The sequence below is a fragment of the Clostridium tanneri genome (assembly GCF_033659955.1).
GTDB lineage: Bacteria > Bacillota > Clostridia > Clostridiales > Clostridiaceae > Clostridium_AM > Clostridium_AM tanneri.
Window position 1 is genome coordinate 69,732 of the sequence record NZ_JARUJP010000008.1, and the last position, 21,487, is coordinate 91,218.

Annotated in this window: 16 protein-coding genes; 9 read left to right on the plus strand and 7 right to left on the minus strand. The window is 32.2% G+C overall.

What is annotated here, in order from left to right; translation table 11 throughout:
* Window positions 1-177: 177 nt before the first annotated feature.
* Entirely contained in the window at window positions 178-1,425 is a 1,248-nt protein-coding gene (locus P8V03_RS08735; RefSeq protein WP_428978970.1) for a PLL family lectin, read from the minus strand.
* Between the two features lie 385 nt (window positions 1,426-1,810).
* A complete protein-coding gene (locus P8V03_RS08740) occupies window positions 1,811-2,404 on the minus strand; it encodes a flavin reductase family protein (RefSeq protein ID WP_318797888.1) in 594 nt (197 codons plus the stop codon).
* A gap of 146 nt (window positions 2,405-2,550) precedes the next feature.
* On the opposite strand from P8V03_RS08740, the gene P8V03_RS08745 reads away from it, so the two are divergent.
* Window positions 2,551-3,063 carry a DUF4912 domain-containing protein gene (locus P8V03_RS08745; RefSeq protein ID WP_318797889.1) on the plus strand — a complete coding sequence of 171 codons (513 nt, stop codon included), beginning with the start codon at window positions 2,551-2,553 and terminating at the stop codon, window positions 3,061-3,063.
* Between the two features lie 149 nt (window positions 3,064-3,212).
* The gene (locus P8V03_RS08750; protein WP_318797890.1) at window positions 3,213-4,802 is read left to right on the plus strand and encodes a glycoside hydrolase family 57 protein; all 1,590 of its coding nucleotides are present in this window, start codon (window positions 3,213-3,215) and stop codon (window positions 4,800-4,802) included.
* A 101-nt stretch (window positions 4,803-4,903) separates the two neighbouring features.
* Here the strand turns inward: P8V03_RS08750 and P8V03_RS08755 are convergent, their stop codons facing one another.
* Window positions 4,904-6,472 (minus strand): DEAD/DEAH box helicase, encoded by a 1,569-nt coding sequence (locus P8V03_RS08755; protein WP_261672890.1) that lies wholly within the window; start codon window positions 6,470-6,472, stop codon window positions 4,904-4,906.
* Between the two features lie 247 nt (window positions 6,473-6,719).
* On the opposite strand from P8V03_RS08755, the gene P8V03_RS08760 reads away from it, so the two are divergent.
* The 3 genes from P8V03_RS08760 (at window position 6,720) to P8V03_RS08770 (ending at window position 10,034) form a co-directional block, all read left to right on the plus strand.
* The gene (locus tag P8V03_RS08760; protein ID WP_318797891.1) at window positions 6,720-7,949 is read left to right on the plus strand and encodes a M16 family metallopeptidase; all 1,230 of its coding nucleotides are present in this window, start codon (window positions 6,720-6,722) and stop codon (window positions 7,947-7,949) included.
* Between the two features lie 18 nt (window positions 7,950-7,967).
* On the plus strand, window positions 7,968-8,816 hold the full coding sequence (recX, locus tag P8V03_RS08765; protein WP_318797892.1) for a recombination regulator RecX: 849 nt from the start codon (window positions 7,968-7,970) through the stop codon (window positions 8,814-8,816).
* Window positions 8,817-8,882: 66 nt separating this feature from the next.
* Window positions 8,883-10,034, plus strand: coding sequence for a transglutaminase-like domain-containing protein (locus tag P8V03_RS08770; RefSeq protein ID WP_318797893.1), 1,152 nt, complete (start codon window positions 8,883-8,885; stop codon window positions 10,032-10,034).
* Window positions 10,035-10,072: 38 nt separating this feature from the next.
* Here P8V03_RS08770 and P8V03_RS08775 read toward each other — a convergent pair whose 3' ends face one another.
* The 3 genes from P8V03_RS08775 to P8V03_RS08785 form a co-directional block, all read right to left on the minus strand.
* Window positions 10,073-10,432: a tetratricopeptide repeat protein gene (locus P8V03_RS08775; RefSeq protein ID WP_261672886.1), complete on the minus strand. Its 360-nt coding sequence runs from the start codon at window positions 10,430-10,432 to the stop codon at window positions 10,073-10,075.
* A 201-nt stretch (window positions 10,433-10,633) separates the two neighbouring features.
* A complete protein-coding gene (locus P8V03_RS08780; protein ID WP_261672885.1) occupies window positions 10,634-11,437 on the minus strand; it encodes an ABC transporter permease in 804 nt (267 codons plus the stop codon).
* On the minus strand, window positions 11,437-12,195 hold the full coding sequence (locus P8V03_RS08785; RefSeq protein WP_261672884.1) for an ABC transporter ATP-binding protein: 759 nt from the start codon (window positions 12,193-12,195) through the stop codon (window positions 11,437-11,439). The genes P8V03_RS08780 and P8V03_RS08785 overlap by 1 nt, the downstream gene beginning before the upstream one ends.
* A 422-nt stretch (window positions 12,196-12,617) precedes the next feature.
* Between P8V03_RS08785 and P8V03_RS08790 the strand changes: the two genes are divergently transcribed.
* On the plus strand, window positions 12,618-16,904 hold the full coding sequence (locus P8V03_RS08790) for an acyl-CoA dehydratase activase-related protein (protein WP_318797894.1): 4,287 nt from the start codon (window positions 12,618-12,620) through the stop codon (window positions 16,902-16,904).
* Window positions 16,905-17,079: 175 nt separating this feature from the next.
* On the opposite strand, the gene P8V03_RS08795 is transcribed toward P8V03_RS08790, so the two are convergent.
* The gene (locus P8V03_RS08795; protein WP_261672882.1) at window positions 17,080-17,523 is read right to left on the minus strand and encodes a MarR family winged helix-turn-helix transcriptional regulator; all 444 of its coding nucleotides are present in this window, start codon (window positions 17,521-17,523) and stop codon (window positions 17,080-17,082) included.
* Window positions 17,524-17,911: 388 nt separating this feature from the next.
* On the opposite strand from P8V03_RS08795, the gene P8V03_RS08800 reads away from it, so the two are divergent.
* Genes P8V03_RS08800 through P8V03_RS08810 form a run of 3 tightly spaced genes read left to right on the plus strand, consistent with a single transcriptional unit; the run spans window position 17,912 to window position 21,316 of the window.
* Entirely contained in the window at window positions 17,912-18,952 is a 1,041-nt protein-coding gene (locus tag P8V03_RS08800) for an HlyD family secretion protein (RefSeq protein ID WP_261672881.1), read from the plus strand.
* A 13-nt stretch (window positions 18,953-18,965) separates the two neighbouring features.
* Window positions 18,966-20,117, plus strand: coding sequence for an ABC transporter permease (locus P8V03_RS08805; RefSeq protein ID WP_261672880.1), 1,152 nt, complete (start codon window positions 18,966-18,968; stop codon window positions 20,115-20,117).
* Window positions 20,114-21,316 (plus strand): ABC transporter permease, encoded by a 1,203-nt coding sequence (locus P8V03_RS08810; protein ID WP_318797895.1) that lies wholly within the window; start codon window positions 20,114-20,116, stop codon window positions 21,314-21,316. The genes P8V03_RS08805 and P8V03_RS08810 overlap by 4 nt, the downstream gene beginning before the upstream one ends.
* Window positions 21,317-21,487 lie beyond the last annotated feature (171 nt).

Sequence of the window (21,487 nt, forward strand, 5' to 3'; positions counted from 1 at the left end):
GACAGTTTATGCCAAATTAATACTTTAAGCTAATATGTAAGTAATTTTAAATAGCTATATTTTAGTAAGCCTATAAAAATATAGCTGTAATACTCAGAAGCCTATAGTATATATTAAACTCTATAGGCTTCATATTATTTTATAAAATAAAGGCTAATTACTTGTTGTTAGTGAGTACTACCTAAAAGTTCGCCAACTATGAATTAATTGATCATTTTGTCCACGGGCAAATACATCTATACGGTTAGATGACCAAGAAACTGAAGCAGGTTCTGAGTTTAGATTTCCACCAAGGTTTTCCCAATTGCTCCACCTGGTTCCGTTCCAACTCTTGTATATCAATTGATTGTTTCTGCCTCTAGCAAAACAGTCTATTGTATTAGCTCCTCTAGAAGAGGCCGCTGGATCAGAAGTTAAGTTGCCGCCAAGATCTTCCCAGTTGCTCCATCTTGAACCATCCCACCAAATATGCCACATTGCATTATTTTGACCACGAGCAAATACATCTATACGATTAGGTCCCCAAGATACTGCTGCCGGAGCAGATGTTAGGACTCCACCTAATGCTTCCCAGTTGCTCCACTTAGAACCGTCCCACCATTTGTGGTATAGTTGATTGTCAGTTCCTCTGACAAAGGTGTCTAGCCTATTAGAAGCCCAAGATGCTACAGCCGGAGCAGAAGTTAGAACACCGCCTAGGCTTTCCCATTGGCTCCACCTTGAACCATCCCACCAAATGTGCCACATTGCGTTATCAGTTCCTCTGGCAAATACATCTATTCTATTTCTTCCCCAGGATACAGCATCTGGTGATGAGGTTAAAACGCCGCCAAGGTTTTCGAAATCACTCCATCTTGAGCCATCCCACCACTTATGATATAAAGCATTGTCAGTTCCTCTAACAAATACATCCAATCTATTAGCCTGCCAGGAGGCAGCGCCAGGACCAGAAGTTAATTTGCCACCAAGATTTTCCCATCTGCTCCAACCATCTGTTGGAGTTGGTCTAGGGGTTGGTCTAGGTGTAGGACGAGGACCTGGTCTTAGGTTATTTAACGCAAATCTTATAACAGTTCTTAAAATATTATTTAAACTATTGCGAGGTACCCCTCTAGCAATATAAGTTGCTAGAACTGTTCTATATCTTCTCTCGAAGTCTGTTAAAAGGGCATCTACTTTTTGATTCTGAGTTCCTGTCAAATTTGCTTCATTATCCAATACATAACCTATAACTAGCCTAAATAAGAAGGTTGAGGTTCTTCGGTCTATACCATACCTGTTTAGCTCGTTAAAGACATTAGGCTGCCTGGCAGCTAATAAACCTAATATTCTATTTATTTCTCCCTGTGGAGCTCGAACTCCATCTAAGTAATATTCTTCTTCAATATAATCTAGCTCATCTTCTGGTAATATTTCTTCAGGAATATAGGGTAGATCATCGTATAAATCATCATATAGATCTTCCGTAGTGTTCCTAAATTGATTTTTTAAAGGGTAATTATGTTGTGGATAGCCGAAGGCACAGTATTCACCGCATAGACGATGCATAGAGAAGGGGCAGCGATAACATTGGTTACATAACATTATTATACCTCCAAACATTGATAATTTTATATTATTCAAGAGATTACGAAATGTTACTGTTGTTTCTGTTATAGCACAAGAGGTTATTCAAGCTATTTTATATCTTATGTATATTAAAATAATCTCAATAATTAGTATAAACATTAAGGTGAACAATAGCTTTTTAAAAGTTGACATAAAATATCCCTCCTAACATAAGTCTATGTAGGAGGGACATGTTACAGGATTATTTTTTCAACTTGCTCTTGCTTTTTTTTCTTTTTTGAACAGAGTAACCGAACTTGCCTAAAGGTTTAGAAGGTAATGAAAAATACTCTCCATGAGAATAAGCTATTAAATCTGCTTTTTCCAGGCGAATTTTACCGTTGTCATCGATTAAGGTATCTTCTACATTAACTGCTAATACCTCCGCCAGGAAAAGATCATGACTTCCTAGTGGAGTTATATTTTTAACCCTGCATTCTATTGTTACAGGACATTCCTTTATACCAGGAACCTGAACCTTTTCACTATCCTCCAATGTTAAATCACATTCCTTAATTTTGTCTATATTCTTACCAGATCTAACTCCACAAAAATCAACAGTTTTAACTAGGTCTTTTGAAGGGAGATTTATTACGAATTCACCAAGTTCTTTAATATAAGCATAGGACAACCTTTCTGGTCTTATAGCCACTGTCACCATAGGAGGTCTTGTACAGGCAGTTCCAACCCAGCCTACAGTAAAAACATTTACTTTGCCTTCACTGTTTTTAGAAGTTATAAGTACGGCAGGTACAGGATTTAACATAGCACTACCCTTAAAGTTTATTTTTGTCATTTGTTTTCTTCCTTTCCCTAGTTTTTTAATCAAATATATTATACCAAAGAAGGTTGGAAAGTGTTATATAAAAGTTTTATACCAACCAAGTGACATATATTGTATTTTAAGTTATAATATGTTTATTATGTTTTTGGGGGGAGTTTATGGTAGTTAACGAGAAATCTAAGTTGATTTTAATGGTTCAAAGCTCAAAGAAGATATTTTGTTATTTTAACGTTTCACCTATGACTGTAAAAGAATTTGAAGATAGATATGGAGAGAATTCATGGAAAAATTCTAAACCTGTTCTTAAAGTTTATTCTGTGGAAAATGGTATTCCTAGAGAAATAAAAACAATTTTTATAGATGCCTTTGCAAACAATTGGTATATAGATATGGACAAAGGTGATTTGGATATATTTATAAAGATGGGGAGGGTGCTTCCAGACAATACTTTTGCAGCTTTCGCAGTATCTAATACTGTCACAACTCCTAGAGATTTAGAATCTGCAGATACCTCTGTATATTTCGTTGATCTTTCTCAAAAGGTTAACTTTAATTCAGAAGTAGCTCTTCCAAGATATGAAGAAGATAAAATAGATCATATTGAACATAAGGAACCTAAACCTTATCCATTTTCAAATATAAAAAAAAACACTTCTACTATCCTGAAATAATAATAGGAGAGAGGCACTACAAGAATAGTTTCTTCGATGATTACTTTGATGAAATGATGAAAAAGTATAAATTAAATTCTTCAGGAAACAAATAGTATATGTTCTTTGAGAAAATATAGACAAATTGTATAATGATATGGGGGTAAAATATGGTTAAAGGATATGTTTCAATAGTGCTTCACAGTCATATGCCTTTTGTAAGGCATCCAGAAATAGATGATGCCATGGAAGAAAGGTGGCTTTTTGAAGCTATCAGTGAGTGTTATATACCTTTAATAGATGTATATGATAACTTAATAAAAGACAATATTAAATTTCAAATTACTATGTCTATAACTCCGACTCTTATGAGCATGCTGCAAGATGAATATCTTCAGAGGAGGTATTTAGAATATCTAAATAAATCTATAGAACTCTCAGAAAAAGAGATAGTCAGAACTAATAGTAATAGTGAACTAAATAGATTGTCTTTATTTTATAATGATAGGTTTAATAAATTACTAACTATATATAAACAATATGATTATAATTTAATGAATGCATTTAAAAAGTTTGATAAATTAGGGTATCTAGAAATAATAACTTGTGCCGCTACCCACGGATTATTACCATTGTTGACAATTAATCAAGAAACGGTTAAAGCACAGATAGCTACAGGTGTGCAATCCTACATAGATTGTATAGGGCATGCTCCTAAAGGGATATGGTTACCAGAATGTGCATATAGTTATTCTTTAGACTCTATACTTAAGGAATTTGGAATACAGTATTTCATATCGGAAAACAAAGCAGTACTTAATGGATCTCCTAAACCTAAGTATGGAACACATGCACCAATTTCTACCCCTAATGGAATTTGTGCTTTTGCAAGGGACATGGAATCTTCTTATCAAGTGTGGAGTAATTTTACAGGGTATCCAGGTGACTTTAACTATAGAGAATTTTATAGGGACATAGGGTATGAACTACCAAATGAATATATTAAGCCATATATAAACAAGAGTGGTATAAGACTAGATACTGGCATAAAGTATTATAAGATTACTGGAAAAACCGATGATAAGGAATACTACAATAGGGAGAATGCTTTAATTAAAGTTAAAGAGCATGCAGATCATTTTGCATCCAGCAGACATAACCAAATTGACTATATTAGTAAACATATGGAGCAGCCTCCAACAATAACATGTCCTTATGATACAGAGCTTTTTGGACATTGGTGGTTTGAGGGACCAGATTTCATAGACAATTTCATAAGAAGGTCTTCAGAAAATTGGACTAACTATAGCCTAATAACTCCATCACAGTATCTAGATAAATATCCAATAGTACAGTGCAGCAGTCCCAATCCCTCCAGTTGGGGAGAGAATGGAGATTTTTCTGTATGGATAAATCCATCTAATCACTGGATATATAGGGAACTCCACAAATGTGCAGAGGCAATGATAAGACTTGCCAATACTTATTCTAGTCCTACGGACACTCAAAGAAGAGCACTTAACCAGGCTGCCAGAGAATTGATGTTAGCGGAATCATCTGACTGGCCATTTATTATTAAAAATAATACAACTGTAGAGTATGCAGTAAAAAGAGTTAATACTCATTTAGAGAGATTTAATAAGTTATATGAAGACATAACTAAAGATAGTATTGACATTAAATACGTTGCTAGTTTAGAGGAATTAGATAACATATTTAAAAATATAGACTATGAGGTTTATAGGGGAAATATTTATTAACATTATTACAAAAGGCATGCAGACCGTAGTCTGTATGCCTTTTGTAAGTTTGAATTGATTTATATTTAGTGTTTGAATTGAGAATACTTCATCATAATTATTTATTTTTTACTTTTTGCTACTTCGATATTTAATTTTCTTCCTTGGAATCTCTTTCCACTAACCTTATCTATAATAGGAGTTACAAATTTTTCAGGAACGTCCATGAATGTAAATTTATCGAATATATCTATATCACCTATTTCTCCAACATCTAAACCGGAATTGGTTCTCATGAATTGTAATAAAGTCTTAGGTGAAATTCTATCTATTCTACCTACAGATAAGAATAGTCTAACATTACCATTAGTAGATGCTAAAGCATTCTCGCTATAGTCAAAGCTGAGTTCTTTTTCAAACATCATCTTCATAAGAGCTGCAGCTACATCAACTAAATTATACTCCTCATCTAGCTCAGTTGCTACTGGAATAAAATTCTTGTAGTCATCTTCTTCTAGAGTTTGCTTAATATTTTTTATTATATTTTTATACTTTGTTTCAAAAATTTCATCAACAGTTGGTATTTCTTTTCTCTTTATCTTGCTCTTAGTAGCTTTTTCTATTTGTTTTAAGAACATATACTCTCTAGGAGTAACAAGAGAATAAGCAGTACCTTCCTTATTTGCTCTTCCAGTTCTTCCTATTCTATGAACATAGGATTCTATATCTTGAGGCAGTTCATAGTTTATTACGTGAGATACATCATCTACATCAATACCTCTTGCGGCAACATCTGTAGCTACTAAATAGTCTAAAGTACCTTCTTTGAATTTTCTAAGAGTGTTAAGTCTTTGATTTTGGTTCATATCTCCATGCATACCTTCAACATTATATCCTCTTGATTGCATAGATTCAACTAACTCATCTACACCTTTTTTTGTTTTACAGAAGACTATGGCACTGGAAGGTTCATCTACATCTAAGATTCTGCAAAGAGATTCAAATCTGTCTTTAGCTTTTACTTCATAATAATGTTGTTTTATTTTTTCAACAGTTAAAGCACTTTTTACTATTTTAATATGCTTTACATCTTTTTTCATATATTTAGAAGCTAATCTCTTTATCTGATCTGGCATAGTAGCTGAGAAAAGTAAGGTCTGTCTTTCACTATTTGAAGCCTTGATAATTTCTTCTATATCATCTATGAAACCCATGTTAAGCATTTCATCTGCCTCATCAAGTATTAAAAATTTTATTTCTGATAAATCTATGGTGTTTCTTTTGATATGATCTAATATTCTGCCAGGTGTTCCTACAACTATTTCTACACCTCTTCTTAAGGCTTTAATTTGTCTTTCAATTGGTTGACCGCCGTAGACAGGAAGAAGTTGAAGCCTTTTAAACTTTGCAATACGTGATAATTCGTCATTTACTTGAATTGCTAATTCACGAGTTGGAGTAAGAACTAAAGCTGATGTTTTATTATCTTTTTCTATTCCACTTACTACTGGAGCACCAAAGGCTAAAGTTTTTCCCGTACCAGTTTGAGCCTGACCTATCATATCATGACCTTCTAGCACTACTGGAATCGCTTCAGCTTGAATTTGGGAAGGTTCTTCGAATCCCATAGCATCTATAGCCTGTAGTACTTTAGTATGAAGCTGTAATTCATTAAATTTTATATTTTCCATTAAAATTCCTCTTTCTTTTTTATAATACAAAAACAAATTCTATCATAACATAGTATGTATATATTAGCAAATTTTATTTAAAAATCTTTAAGAAATTTTTGAGATTTATTGTAAGCTTTAGATATCTTTTTATTTTTAATGATATAAATTATAATAATGATATACTATCTATAAGGTAAGTGATTTGAAAAGTTCTCAAATAACATTAATATAGATTTTTATAATACATTTTGAAGGAGATAATTATATGTTTGATGCTAGACAGAAGGTTCTGCCTAATGGAATAAAATTAGTTACTATAAAGAAGGATACTCAATTAGCAGCTATACATGCAGGTATAAAAATTGGGTCTATTTATGAAGATATAAATTCAAAAGGAATTTCTCATTTTATTGAGCATATGCTTTTCAAGGGAACTAAAAATAGAACTAATGAAAAACTTAACGAAGAGCTTGAGGCTTTAGGAGGAGAGTATAATGCTTATACTGATAACACATCTACAGTATATAGTATAACAGCTTTAAATGAAGAACTTAAAAAGTCATTGGAACTGTTGTCAGACATGCTTATAAATTCTATATTTCCTGAGGAGGAAATTGAGAAGGAGAGAGATGTCATACTAGCGGAGATTAGAACAAGCAGAGATGATGTGGAAGACTACAGCTTTAAGAGAATAAATGAAATAGCTTTCAATAAAAGCCCTTTAAGATATGAAACTATAGGAGATGAAAAGACAGTAAGAAGGTTTAATAAGGAAAAACTTATGAAGTTTTATCATGAAAACTACGCTCCAAACAATTGTTATATATCTGTAGTGTCTTCCTTTGACCATGAAGAGGTATTAGATATTGTTTTAAAGTATTTTAAAGATTGGGAATGTAAGGAATTTAAGAGACAGCAAGTAATTGTTGAAAATAATATACCTTGTAAGAGAATTTCTTATAAAAAGGACATAGAGCAAAGTACCATAATATATCTTTTTACTTTTCATAACGTAAGTAAGGAAGAGGAGTTAGCTCTTAGGATACTGAATCACAAATTTGGCGAGAGCGCTAATTCTATATTATTTAGAGAGCTTCGAGAAGAAAGAGGACTTGCCTACGATGTTTATACTGATTTAGATTTAACTAATCAGGTTAAAACCTTATATATTTACACAGCAGTAAGCGAAGAAAATATCGATGAGACCTTAAATACTATTGATGATTGCATTCAAAGAATAAAAAAAGAAGAAATAGTTTTTGATGATAGCACCATAGCACTTATGAAAAAGGTTTTGAGAACGGCAGTTGCATTTACCCTAGAGGACGCTACAGATATAGGTAACTATGTATTGCATCAGATCATAGATGATGAGAATATATATAAGTTTTCAGTGGACATGGAAGATATAGAAAAGATTAAAAAAGAAGACATATATAATGTAGCTAAATTAGTGTTTAAGGATCCTACAATACACATACTTAAAAATGAATAATAAATGGAGATTATAAGTATGAATAAAAAAGTCATTACAAAAATTGAACTACAAAAGAGAGATAAGGAAAGAGTAAATGTTTATATAAACGATGAATTTTCCTTTGCCTGTAGTGCAGAGCTTATTTATGCTCATAACCTTTCAAAAGGAAAAATTGCTGATATGGAATACCTTCAAGAAATAATAGATGAAGATAACTACTTAAAGTGTAAAAATAGTGCACTTAAGAGCGTAGAGAGGGCTTATAAAACAGAGCAGCAAGTATATGACAAGCTTATAGAAAAGGGCTATGAGGAGAAGATAGTAAAACGAGCTATGAACTTTTTAAAAGAATATAAGTTTATTGATGATGAAAAGTTTATAAAGATGTATGTAAATGATAAGAGTCATTCCTATGGGAGGAATAGAATAAAGTATGAACTTGTAAAGAAAGGAATTAGTGAAAAGTTAATAAATGAAGCGTTGAGTGATTTTGATAAAGATTTGGAAGAAGAGGCAGCCTTAAAACTAGCTGAGAAGAAGTACAAAATACTCATTAAAAGCGAAACTAACTACAAGAAACTTTATAAAAAGGTATGGGATTATTTGTCTAGAAATGGATATAATTTAGAAGTGATTCAAAAGGTAGTAAAAAAGATAGTAAGGGAAGACTTCCAAGAGCAAGATGAATCGGAGAGGTTAAAGGAAAACGATGGATTAAGCTCAATAAGAGAACTAGCAGAAAAAAGATATAGAATAATAACAAAATCAGAAAGTGACCATAAAAAGATCTATAAGAAACTAAGTGATTATCTATTACGTAGAGGATATTCATGGGAAAGTATAAAAACAGTGCTTAAAGACATTTTGACTTATCAAGATCTTTAAATAAAATATCGCTATTAAATTTAAGAGGTGATAACTATAAATACTAATATTAATCCTGTAACGCTAATGTTAGTTTTAATATTTTCATATCCTCTATTAAGGGGATTTCTATTTAAGTTCTCCTCACAGGATTTAAAAGGGGACATTGATGAAGTAAATAGGAATATATCTTTTATAGTATCTATTTTTTTAGGTGTCTATTGTGGGAAAAGAATTTTTATAACCCATGATTATGGCATATATAAAGAAATATATAACAGAATACCGACAGACATACTTCAATATATAGAAAGTAACAGTTTTATTGTTTACGCTTTAATAATACCGTTAATGGTATTAATATGCTATAAGATAATAAAGCTTGTTTTTGAATTAATTAACTATTTAACTTTCTACCCTATTTTAGATAGCATAGAAAGATATCTAAGCTCAAAAAATAGTCTTTTTAAAAGAATAACAGGGCTATTTTTCGGAGTTCCTAAGGCTATATGCTATATACTTATAGTAACATTTGTACTAAACGTAGTATCTATGTTTAGTACAAATGGCAGATTAAATAAATATTTAGAGAACTCAAAGATATACAGTCGTATTTGCAAAGAGGTAGTTATACCTGTTACCAATTCCAATATAGCTAGACAGCTGCCAGACATAATTAATAATTCATTCAAGATAGTGGTTAGGGAAAATGATTCTAAGGAAACATCTCCAGGTAAAGCTATAAGCAAAGGAAGGACTATAGTTTATTATAATGGAGTTACCTTGGATCAGGGGGTAAAATCTAATAGTCAAGTAGATAAGCTTGCCAGAAGTGTTGTACAAGAAGATGGTAACACTAAAATCAAAGCTAGAGCACTATATAACTGGGTAGGTAGCAATATATCTTATGATCATGACAAGGCCAATAAAGTTTTAAATAATGATTTTGATGTTGAATCCGGTGCAATATCTGCTTTTAACTCTAGAAAAGGGATTTGTTTTGATTATTCTTGTTTATATGTTGCCATGTGCAGAGCCAATGGTATAAAGGTAAGACTTATAACAGGTGAAGGTTTTAATGGAGTAAGTTGGGTAAGCCATGCCTGGAATCAGGTTTATATACCAGAGGAGGATAAGTGGATTAACGTAGATACTACCTTCTATAAAGGAGGAAATTATTTTAACAGTAAGAGATTTGAATTAGATCATAAAGGTGCACAAATAGCAGGAGAATGGTAAAAAAATAAGCATGAAGATGGGAGTCTTCATGCTTATTTCTAATTTGACTTTAGCAAGTAGTTTTTTAATATGATGTTTATAGCTTTCTCACAATCACTGTCGTTATTATCCAAGCACCAGGCTGTATTAAAGTATACCAAAGCTTTTCTGTTATCCTTTAACATAGTATAGCAGTATGCAAGATTAAAAAAATATTTACTATCCATTTTTAAGTTAATAGCTGACTTTAGCAGAGGAATGGCTTTTTTATACTCTTTAAGCTTAATAAAACATACAGCAGAATTATAAAAGGAAGAAGCTTCATTATCCTTATATTTAATAGCTTTTTCATACATATCTATAGCTTTTTTATAATCTTTAGTATTATAGTAATCATTAGCCTTCTGAAAATAGCTCATTTAAATCCTCCTTGAGTGTCTTATATTCTTCTGTTAGATTTCCGTGAAAATCTTATAAAATATAAGATTTAATATTAAGATATTAACCACATTTTGGATTTTTATTCAACAAGTAGTAATCTGTTTCTATATAGCTAATATGAATAAATGAGCTAAGAGAGTAAGTTTACAAAGATATATTATCTAGGTTATATACTTAATTTAATGTTGAGCTTTTACTCTTACCCGTTTTTCAATAAATTCTACAGCTTCATACATTATATAAGCTAGGATAGCTAGTATTATTATACTAAGCATAACTGTGTCCAATTGAGAAATTTGACCTCCAAAGATTATTAGGAAGCCTAGACCATCCTTTGCTACCAAGAATTCTCCCATTATAACTCCGACCCAAGAGAGACCTACGTTTATCTTTAATGCTGAAACTAGAGTAGGGATAGAAGCTGGAAGTATAAGATGATTTAAAATTTGTAATTTGGAAGCCCCAAAGGTTTGAAGAAGCTTTATTTTATCTATATCTACTTCCTTAAATCCGGTTAACACAGTTAGAATTGTTACTACTATAGAAATTAATAGAGCTACCAAAATTATAGCTGCAGCACCGTTGCCAACCCAGAATATAATAATAGGGGCTAGAGCTACTTTTGGAAGAGCGTTAAGGACAACAATATATGGATCTAGAACTTGAGAAACAAAGTCAGACCACCATAAGATAATGGCAATTATAGTTCCTAGAATAGTTCCAAGTACAAAGCCAACTATAGTTTCCCAGCAAGTTATCCAAATGTGCTTGAATAAAGCTCCTTCAGCATATAACTTAATGAGAGCCTTCCACATTCTTGATGGAGTACTGGTGAGGAAAGGATCTACCCATCTAAGGTCTCCAGCGATTTCCCAAAGTGCAAAGAATAGTATTAGTATTATAAATCTTGTTGCTATAATCTTTCTTTTTCTTTTAGTTACTCCTTGAATATATAAATCATGTTCTCTAATTTCATCTTTCATTAAGTATTCAACTCCTTCCATATGTCATTAAAGTAAACTCTAAATTCAGGTTCTTCTCTACACTTTAATGGCGAATCGTGATTATTTGCAAACTGGATGTCAAAAATTTTTCGTATTTCTGCAGGTCTCTTAGATAAGACAATTATTCTATTTGACATTGCTATTGCCTCTGAAATATCATGGGTAACCATTATGGCAGTTTTACCCTCTTTTTTTATTATCTTAAATATTTCATCACTTATATTAAGTCTAGTCTGATAGTCTAAAGCGGAGAAAGGTTCATCTAACAATAGTACTTCTGGATTCAGTGCAAGGGTTCTTATCAAAGCCACTTTCTGACGCATTCCACCAGAAAGTTCATCAGGATAATGAGACTTAAAATCCCACAGACCATAGTCTTTAAGAAGTGTGTCTAAATTTTCTTTGTAATCCTTTATAGATTTATGCTGAATTTTAAGCCCTAAAACTATATTGTCCCACACAGTGAGCCATTCAAATAATTGATCTCTTTGGAACATATAACCCATTTTTGTTGAAACAGAGGATAGTTTTTCATTATCAACATGGATTTCACCAAAAGATGGTTTTAAAAGACCAGCAATTATATTTAGAAGCGTTGATTTCCCACAACCAGAAGGACCAACAATAGTTAAAAATTCTCCTTCTTTTACGTCAAAGGATATATTATTTAATGCCTTAGTCCAAGTTTTCAAGGAGTGATAGTTCATATGAATATTATTAATTGATACCTTGTTCAAAAGATCATCCCCTATCAAATTTTATTTAAAAATATTCTAGTTCATTATATGAATTAGGAGGATATATTGCTAATTTATAATTGTACAGTGTATAACCAAAAATTTGAAATAGACAAAGGCAGATATATGTTATAATATTAATATACAGGGTAATTTTAACAGGTCCTAATAGGAGAAAGCATATAGATTTAAATAAAAATTAATAAAAAGTTAGTTGAATCTTAATTAAAAGTTAATTAAATCTATAGGCTTACATAATAACCGTATATTTAAAAGGTATGGTTATTTTTTTCACTAAAAATTATATATTTAATAGTAAACAAGACATTTAACAAATGGTCTCAGGATTAATATAATGTTGTGATAGGTTTATACTTTCAATCGAACTGTTTTTATTAATTTGTAAAAAGGTGATAAGATTTATGAGAAAGTTATTTCATATAGGACTTGATATTGGGTCAACTACAGTAAAAATCATTGTGTCAGACAATAAAGATAGTATAGTATATAGCAGTTATCAAAGACATTTTTCTGATATAAGAAGCACTATAATCAGCGTTATAAAAGAAGCCTATAAGCATATTAAAGATGCGAATATCACGATAATGGCTACAGGTTCAGGTGGGCTATCTGTATCTAAATGGTTGGATATACCATTTATACAGGAGGTAATAGCATGCACAAATACCATAGAAAGATTTATTCCAATTACTGATGTTGCAATAGAACTTGGTGGTGAGGATGCCAAGATAACCTTTTTTGACGATGGAATAGATCAAAGGATGAATGGAACCTGTGCTGGAGGAACTGGGGCATTTATTGATCAAATGTCATCTCTTCTGCAAACAGATGCTCAGGGTTTAAATGATCTGGCAAAGGGGTATAAGGTGATTTACCCTATTGCTGCAAGGTGTGGAGTTTTTGCTAAAACTGATATTCAACCTTTATTAAATGAAGGGGCGGCCAAAGAAGATATAGCAGCATCAATATTTCAGGCAGTAGTAAATCAAACAATTGGTGGACTTGCTTGTGGCAAATCAATAAAGGGTAATGTAGCTTTTCTAGGGGGGCCTCTTTATTTTTTATCTGAGCTTAGAAAGAGATTTATTGAAACTTTAAAACTAACAGAGAAGCAAGTGATATTTCCTAGGAATTCTCAGTTATTTGTGGCTATGGGAGCAGCACTAGCTTCAAAAAAAGAATCTACTATCTCTTCTAGTGCCTTGGTAGAAAGGCTACCTAAACTAGAACTTGTTACCACTGGGGAAGTACAGTCCTTAAGACCTCTTTTTAAAGACGAAGAGGAGTTAGCAGAGTTTAGAAAACGTCATAGTAAATATGCTGTTAACAAAAAACGCTTAGAAGATTTTGAAGGAAATTGTTTTTTAGGAATAGATGCAGGGTCTACAACTACAAAGGCAGCACTTGTAGATGAGGTGGGAAATCTTCTCTATTCTTTTTACGGAAGTAATGAAGGGAGTCCGTTAAAGTCTGCAATAAATATATTAAAGGACTTATATGGCAGATTAACCTCAAAAGCAAAAATAGTTAACTCAGCAGTTACCGGGTATGGAGAGGGGCTTATAAAATCTGGGCTTTTAGTGGATATAGGGGAAGTTGAAACGGTAGCTCATTACAAGGCAGCAGAGTTTTTTAGGCCAGGAGTAGATTTTATCTTAGATATTGGTGGACAGGATATGAAATGCCTAAAGATTAAAGAAGGTGTTATTGATAGTATCATGTTGAATGAGGCTTGCTCTTCAGGTTGTGGGTCTTTTATAGAAACCTTTGCTCACTCATTAAAAATGAATGTTAGGGAATTTGCGGAAACAGCAATAAGCTCAAAAAACCCTGTAGATTTAGGATCTAGATGTACAGTTTTTATGAATTCCAAGGTTAAACAAGCACAAAAGGAAGGAGCTACTGTAGGAGATATATCCGCAGGTCTTTCCTATTCAGTAATTAAAAATGCTCTCTTTAAGGTTATAAAGATAAGAAACCCTAAAGAACTTGGAGGCAAGATAATTGTACAAGGCGGAACTTTTTATAATGATTCTGTTTTAAGGGCTTTTGAACTTATATCAGAAAGAGAGGTAATAAGGCCGGATATAGCAGGTATCATGGGGGCTTTCGGTGCCGGATTAATTGCTAGAGAGAGGTATTTAGAGGGATATAAAAGCACACTGTTAAGTTCTGATGAGTTGGATAAGTTTACTACAGAAGTAGATATGAAGAGATGCGGAAAGTGTGCTAACAATTGTCTTCTTACTATAAATACATTTTCTGATGGAAGAGCCTTTATTTCAGGAAATAGATGCGAAAGGGGAACCGGGTTAGAAAAAGCTGATGTAGATATACCTAATTTATATGATTATAAATATAGGAGAATCTTTAAGTATACTCCTCTTAAAAAGGAGGATGCTAAAAGAGGCCAAGTAGGAATACCAAGGGTACTTAACATGTATGAGAATTACCCTTTCTGGTTTACTTTTTTTACCCAATTAGGATTTAGAGTAGAGTTGTCTCCAAGGTCATCTAAACAAGTATATGAACTTGGAATTGAAACTATACCTTCCGAGTCAGCCTGTTACCCTGCGAAGATAGTACATGGGCATATAGTAAGCTTAGTTAAGAAAGGGGTAAAGTTTATATTCTATCCATGTATTCCTTATGAACAAAAAGAACAGGTAGAGGCAGATAATAATTACAACTGTCCTATGGTTACTTCTTACCCTGAGGTAATAAAAAATAATATGGACATTCTAAAGGAAGAAAATATAAAATTTATGAGTCCATTTTTGCCTTTAGATAACAAAAATAGACTGATAAAAAGATTATTTGACGAACTAAGAGAGTTTAATATACCAAAAAGTGAAATCGCTGAAGCTGTTAGGAAGGCTTACGAGGAAGATAGAGTTGTAAAAGAAGATATAAGACAAAAGGGTAAAGAGGTTTTAGAGTATCTTAATGAAACGGGAAAAAGAGGAATAGTACTTGCAGGAAGACCATACCACATAGATCCAGAAATTAACCATGGTATTCCTGATATAATCAGTTCCTATGGAATGGCAGTGCTTACAGAGGACTCTGTAGCATATTTTGGGGAAATAGAAAGACCTCTAAGGGTTGTAGACCAATGGGTATATCACTCAAGATTATATGCTGCTGCAAGCTTTGTAGCTACTCAGGAGAATTTAGATATAATACAATTAAATTCTTTTGGTTGTGGTTTGGATGCAGTAACTACAGATCAAGTACAGGAAATACTAAATAGTTACGAAAAAATATTTACAGTATTAAAAATAGACGAGGGAAGTAATCTAGGTGCTGTAAAAATAAGAATACGATCCTTAAAGGCAGCTTTAGAAGAAAGAGATGCCAGAGAATTTAAACCACATAAGATTACTTTACTTGATGAAAGAGTTCCTTTTACAAAGGAAATGAAAAAAAATCACACTATTTTATGCCCTCAGATGTCACCAATACATTTTCAATTTTTAGAAGAGGCCTTTAAAGCCTGTGGGTATAATTTAGAAGTGCTTCCTTCAGTAGATAAAAAAGCTGTAGATGAAGGATTGAAATATGTAAATAATGATGCCTGTTATCCGTCAATAATTGTGGTTGGACAATTAATTGAGGCACTTAAATCTAATAAATATGATTTAAATAATATTTCAGTTATGATAAGTCAAACTGGAGGTGGCTGCAGAGCAACAAATTATATAGGCTTTTTAAGGAAGGCATTAAAAGATGCAGGCATGCCTCAAGTTCCGGTAATATCCTTAAATCTTGTAGGTATGGAAAAGAATCCTGGATTTAAAATCACGCCTAGTCTTTTAAATAAAGCAATCATAGGTATTTTATATGGGGACTTATTTATGAAAGTACTTTACAAAATAAGACCATATGAAAAAATTTCAGGATCTGCAAATGTTTTATATGAAAAATGGATTGAAAAATGCAAGGAAAATGTGAGAAACGGAAATCACAAGCAGTTTAAAGAAAATGTTTACTCTATAGTAGAAGATTTTGATACTCTAGAAATTAATAATATAGAAAAGCCAAGGGTTGGAGTAGTAGGAGAAATACTTGTTAAATTCCACCCAACAGCCAATAACAATATAGTTGATATAATTGAAAAAGAAGGTGCTGAAGCGGTAGTACCAGATTTGATGGATTTTTTCCTATACTGCGCTTATGATGCTAAATTTAAATATGAATATTTATCAGGAGACAGAGTAAGTAAGGCTATTCGAGGAGCCGTTATTAAAGTTATCGAGTTCTATAGAAGATATATGAGAGCTGCACTATTAAATAGTCATAGATTTGATCCTCCAGTGGATATAGAAAGATTAGCAGAAGGAGCATCACCTATAGTATCCCTAGGCAACCAGACAGGAGAAGGATGGTTCCTAACTGCAGAAATGGTTGAACTAATAGAAAGTGGTGCTAAAAATATTATATGTATGCAGCCCTTTGCCTGCCTGCCTAATCATGTAACTGGCAAAGGAATGATAAAAGAGCTTAGAAGAAGATATCCAGGAGCTAATATAGCAGCTATAGACTATGATCCAGGAGCTAGTGAAGTTAATCAACTTAATAGAATAAAACTTATGCTTTCAGTGGCATTTAAAGCTATGGAAAGTGAAGCTGCAAGATTGGATAGAGAAGCTAGAGAGCAAATTGCAGCAGAAAAGATAAAAAAATAGGTAGATATAAAATCCATAATGTCTCAAGTGTATGGAATATAGTTACATTAGGGCGAGAAAATATGAAATAAGGTTTTGTTATTTAATAAAAAAAGGCTACAGTAAAGTTTGGAAAATTCCAAAAACTTTATTGTAGTTTTTTTCATTGTAGAAGTATATCAATAAGCTCTTTTATTTAGTCCAAATCCATGTCTTTTGTGGCATTATAAACATTATTAAGTATTTTTTTCAATACCTTTAATACATAAACACTTTCCTCATCTGTAAAACCACTTGAGTAAATTGCCATTATTTCTTCGAGAGCTGGGGTGACCAAATGAGCAATTTTTGTACCTTCTTCTGTAAGATACAGTTTATAAAATCTTTTATCCTCTAAATCTTTTTCTCTTCTTACATATCCATTCTTCATAAGAACCTTAACTGCTTTTGCAGTTGTAGCTTTGCCTATTTCTAATCTCTCACTTAATTCCTTTTGACTTATCCCTTGATTTTGTGATATAAGGTAAAAAAATTCATACTGTCCACTTCCAATTTCAATTCCTTCGAGTTTTTTGTTTATCAAACTTTGAGATCTTCTATTAATCGCACCTATGTATTTTCCAAAGGATTCATTTTTCATATCAACATCTCCTTTAAGTTGGTTGCAAAGGAAACTAATTTGAGTATAGCAGATATTAGTTTCCTTTGCAACTATAATGGTTTAAATTGTTTTTACTTCTCTATTTATAAAATTCTTAATAAAAAAGTTCAATATTTATATTGACAATATTTCAATATTATATATAATTTTGTATTGTCGCTCTAATTCCAAAAGATATTCATTTTAGTAATTACAGGTTTATCAAATTTTTTCACAATCAACATATCTATCATTAAGTTACAGACTAAATTACTTTAGAACAATAAAATTTCTCTAAATTAATATAATCTCTCATTTAATTTTATAGGAAATCTTATCCTTAATCAAAAAAAGTTTTAAAACTATTATTTTGTTTAGGAGGTTTTTTATGAAAATTAGAAAAGTTACTGCATTATTATCATTAGTAATCATGGCAATTTTTTTTACTTCATGTACAAAGTTAACAGGAGATAAAATAATAAATAATGATAATAAGACTTTGACGGTCCAATCAAATGTATCAATGGAAAGTAACAATGTGAATTCTCAAACCGGAGGCCAAATTGAAACAGTATTTGTAAAAGAAGGTGATACTGTTAAAAAAGGTCAAGTTTTAGTATCAGTAAATAGCGATTCTTTGGCAGCAAGAAAATCTCAGATACAAGCTCAAATAGAAACTGTAACTGCACAGCTCAGTGCATCACAAGCTGCTAGAAATGTTGTGGATTCTCAGCTCCAGGAGGCGCAAAATGGCTCAAGAGAGGAAGAAATTAACCAAGCTAAAATAACTTGTGATCTTGCTGAAACGAATTACAATAGAACAAAACAGTTATTCGACTCAGGATATGCAGCTAAGGAAGTTCTAGATAATGCTCAGTCTCAATTTGAAATTGCAAAAAATAAATATGAGTTACTTAAAAAAGGGACAAGACCTGAGGCTATAGCAAGACTACAGGCACAGGTAGAACAGGCAAGTGCAGCAGTTAATGCTGTAGAAGGACAACTTAAACAGGCTCAAGCTGCATTAGAGGAGCTTAATGTTAACATGAAAAATACTACAATTACAGCTCCGGCAGATGGGGTAATCACTGAGCTTAACGTGAAATCCGGTGATCTTGTGTCCTCAGGAATGCCGCTGATTGTTATCACAAATACTAATGACCCTTCAATAATGTGCAACGTAAGAGAAACTGATATTTCAAAAGTTAAATTGGATCAAAAGGTTTCTATAAAAATTCCTGGCTATAAGGACAAGAAATTTACTGGTAAGGTTGCTAGAATTAACAAAAATGCTGACTTTGCAGTTAAAAGAGCAACAAATGATAACGGGGAATTTGACATATTATCCTATGGGGTTAAAATTCAATTTGATAACTTAGATGTACCTCTTCGTGCGGGAATGACAGCTTTTGTTGACTTTGGAAAGTAAAGAGGTACTTGTTATGAAAGAAAAGATATTTTATGTTTTCAGAAAGTTGGCAGGATTTAAGCATATATTGATCCCTATAATTATGCTTTTAGTAATACCTACTATGTCCAGCTTCATTCTGGGGTACGAATTTAGTGCCCATCAGGTTAGTCGTGTTCCAACTATCATTGTAAATCATGATAACTCTTCAACAACTCAAAACCTTGTAGAGCAAATAAGAACAAATGAAACCTTTAATGTTATAGCATACAGTAATAATGATGATGATATTAAAAGGTTAATAGATGAGGGAAGAGTAGCAGCAGGAATACTTATACCTGAGGGTTTTTCAAGAGACTTATTAAATGGCAAGTCTCCTAAAATTATGACCTTTTATGATGGAGCACAATCTTCATTAGCTAGTTCTGCAAAAGGAAAAATTTCAGAAGTTTTAAGTACTATAAAAACAGGATATTTAATTAGCATAGGCGAAGGAAAACTTGGTCTAAAACCAAACGTAGTTAAAGAAAATATTATTCCGATGACATATACTTCAAGATTTATAGGGAATCCTGCAAAAAATATGCCTAATTTCATGCTGCAGGGAGTTTTATTAGTCATTGCTCAAATGGGAATTGCTTTAGTAGGTGTTATGATAATGGAAAAGGAGAATTATATACGCCTCTTTTTTAAAGGAATCCTTTGTGCTTTAGTAGGAGCGGTTTCTATTTCGCTAACTATTGGGATTCAATATAAATATTTTGCTTTTCCTTATCGAGGCTCTATTATTGCAGCGGTTATATTAACTATACTTTTCAGTATTGGTATGACAAACTTTGGAATACTCATGAATTTGCTTAAAAAAGGGGATAAATTAGCAGCAACGTCCTCCTGCGGCATAATAGGAACAACGCTTATGCTTTCAGGTTATACATACCCATTAATAGCTATGCCCAATGTTTTTTCAACTATAGCAAAGTATATTCCGTTTACATACTTTGCTATACCTATGAGAGATTTATCACTTATAGGGGGCAACATACAAGATGTTTTACCTAGTATTTACTGGCTTTCTAAATTTGTAATTATTATGTGGGGCATTACATTTTTAATATTTATGCTTCAAAGATTACCTAGACGTAAAAAAGCTGAAAAGCCAGAATACAGTGAGGTGGTAGAAATATGAAGTTACTAAAGTTGCTAAAGGAAGAGAAAAATAATGTTATTAGCTTTATTATGACTCCTATAATCGGAATACTTCTTGTAAGCTTTGTTTATAGTAAGGTTTTCGTAGAAAATATTCCTTTCGGAGTTGTAGATCTTGACAATTCGTCCTTGTCAAGAAGCATTGTTCAACAACTTAAAAATCACCCTGGGCTAAAGGTTAACTATTACACAGATTCTCAGGCTGAACTAGAAAATGCAATTAAGAAAAAGCAAGTAAATGGAGGCATTATAATACCTGAAGATTTTAGTAAAAATTTAAGCTTAAAGAAAGCACCTAATGCACTTATATTAGTAGATGGAACTAATATGATTATTGGAGGTAATGCATTAGGATATAGCAGTGCAGTTCTAGGTACGCTAAGCGCAGGTATACAACTAAATGTTTTACAAGGAAATAATCTGTTGCCCTACATAGCGAAAAGTACTCTTGGGACTTTTTCATATGTGGAACGTACACTCTATGATCCTCAATCTAGTTACATTAGAAATTTAGCTTATACTGTTGTACCATTTTCAATACAAATGGTTTTTTTAACGCAATTTATAATACCGCTTCTAATAGAAAAGAAAAAGATTTTTTCTTCTATTAAATTACGGTCAAAAGAAGGTATAGAAAACATTTTTAATATTTTAGGAAGAATATTATTGATTTCTATTGTATCTATTATATCGAGCTTTACTGCATTAGGTATTATTGGAAAAATGTATAGGCTTCCTCTTCGGGGGGACATAGTGATATATATTGTATTGATGAGTTTGTTTTTTATTAATCTTACAGCTGTAGGATTAGTATTTTCATCCTTTATTAATAATAATGTTTACTTTTTTCAATTTTATCTTATGTCTAACTTGGTTATGATTATGACCTGTGGGGTTACATATCCTGAATATATGATGCCAGGTAGATTTTCACAGGTTGTTAGAGCTTTATGGCCATTTATACATGTTGCAATACCATTGAAGTATTTAAATCTAAAAGGAGTAGGATGGGAGGTTATACTTCCTTATATAAATAGTGGACTTAAATATACTTTATTCTGGCTTCCTATAGGATTGGTTTTATACTCCGTTAGCGTAATTCGCAATAAGAAGGGCAAACTGATGGATATTAATGAAAATGACAATGATGTTGATAATGAAGTTAACATAGCTGTGTAATATAGCGTTAAAAGAACCAAGCGTACTATTTATGCTTGGTTCTTTTAACGCTATATTTTATTGTAAACTGGTACTATAATTTAAAAAATGACATGAAAGGGCTGCTAAGAAGAATGCTAATTATTTTACTATATAGTAGTAAAGCAATTCTATTACTCATATTATGTTATG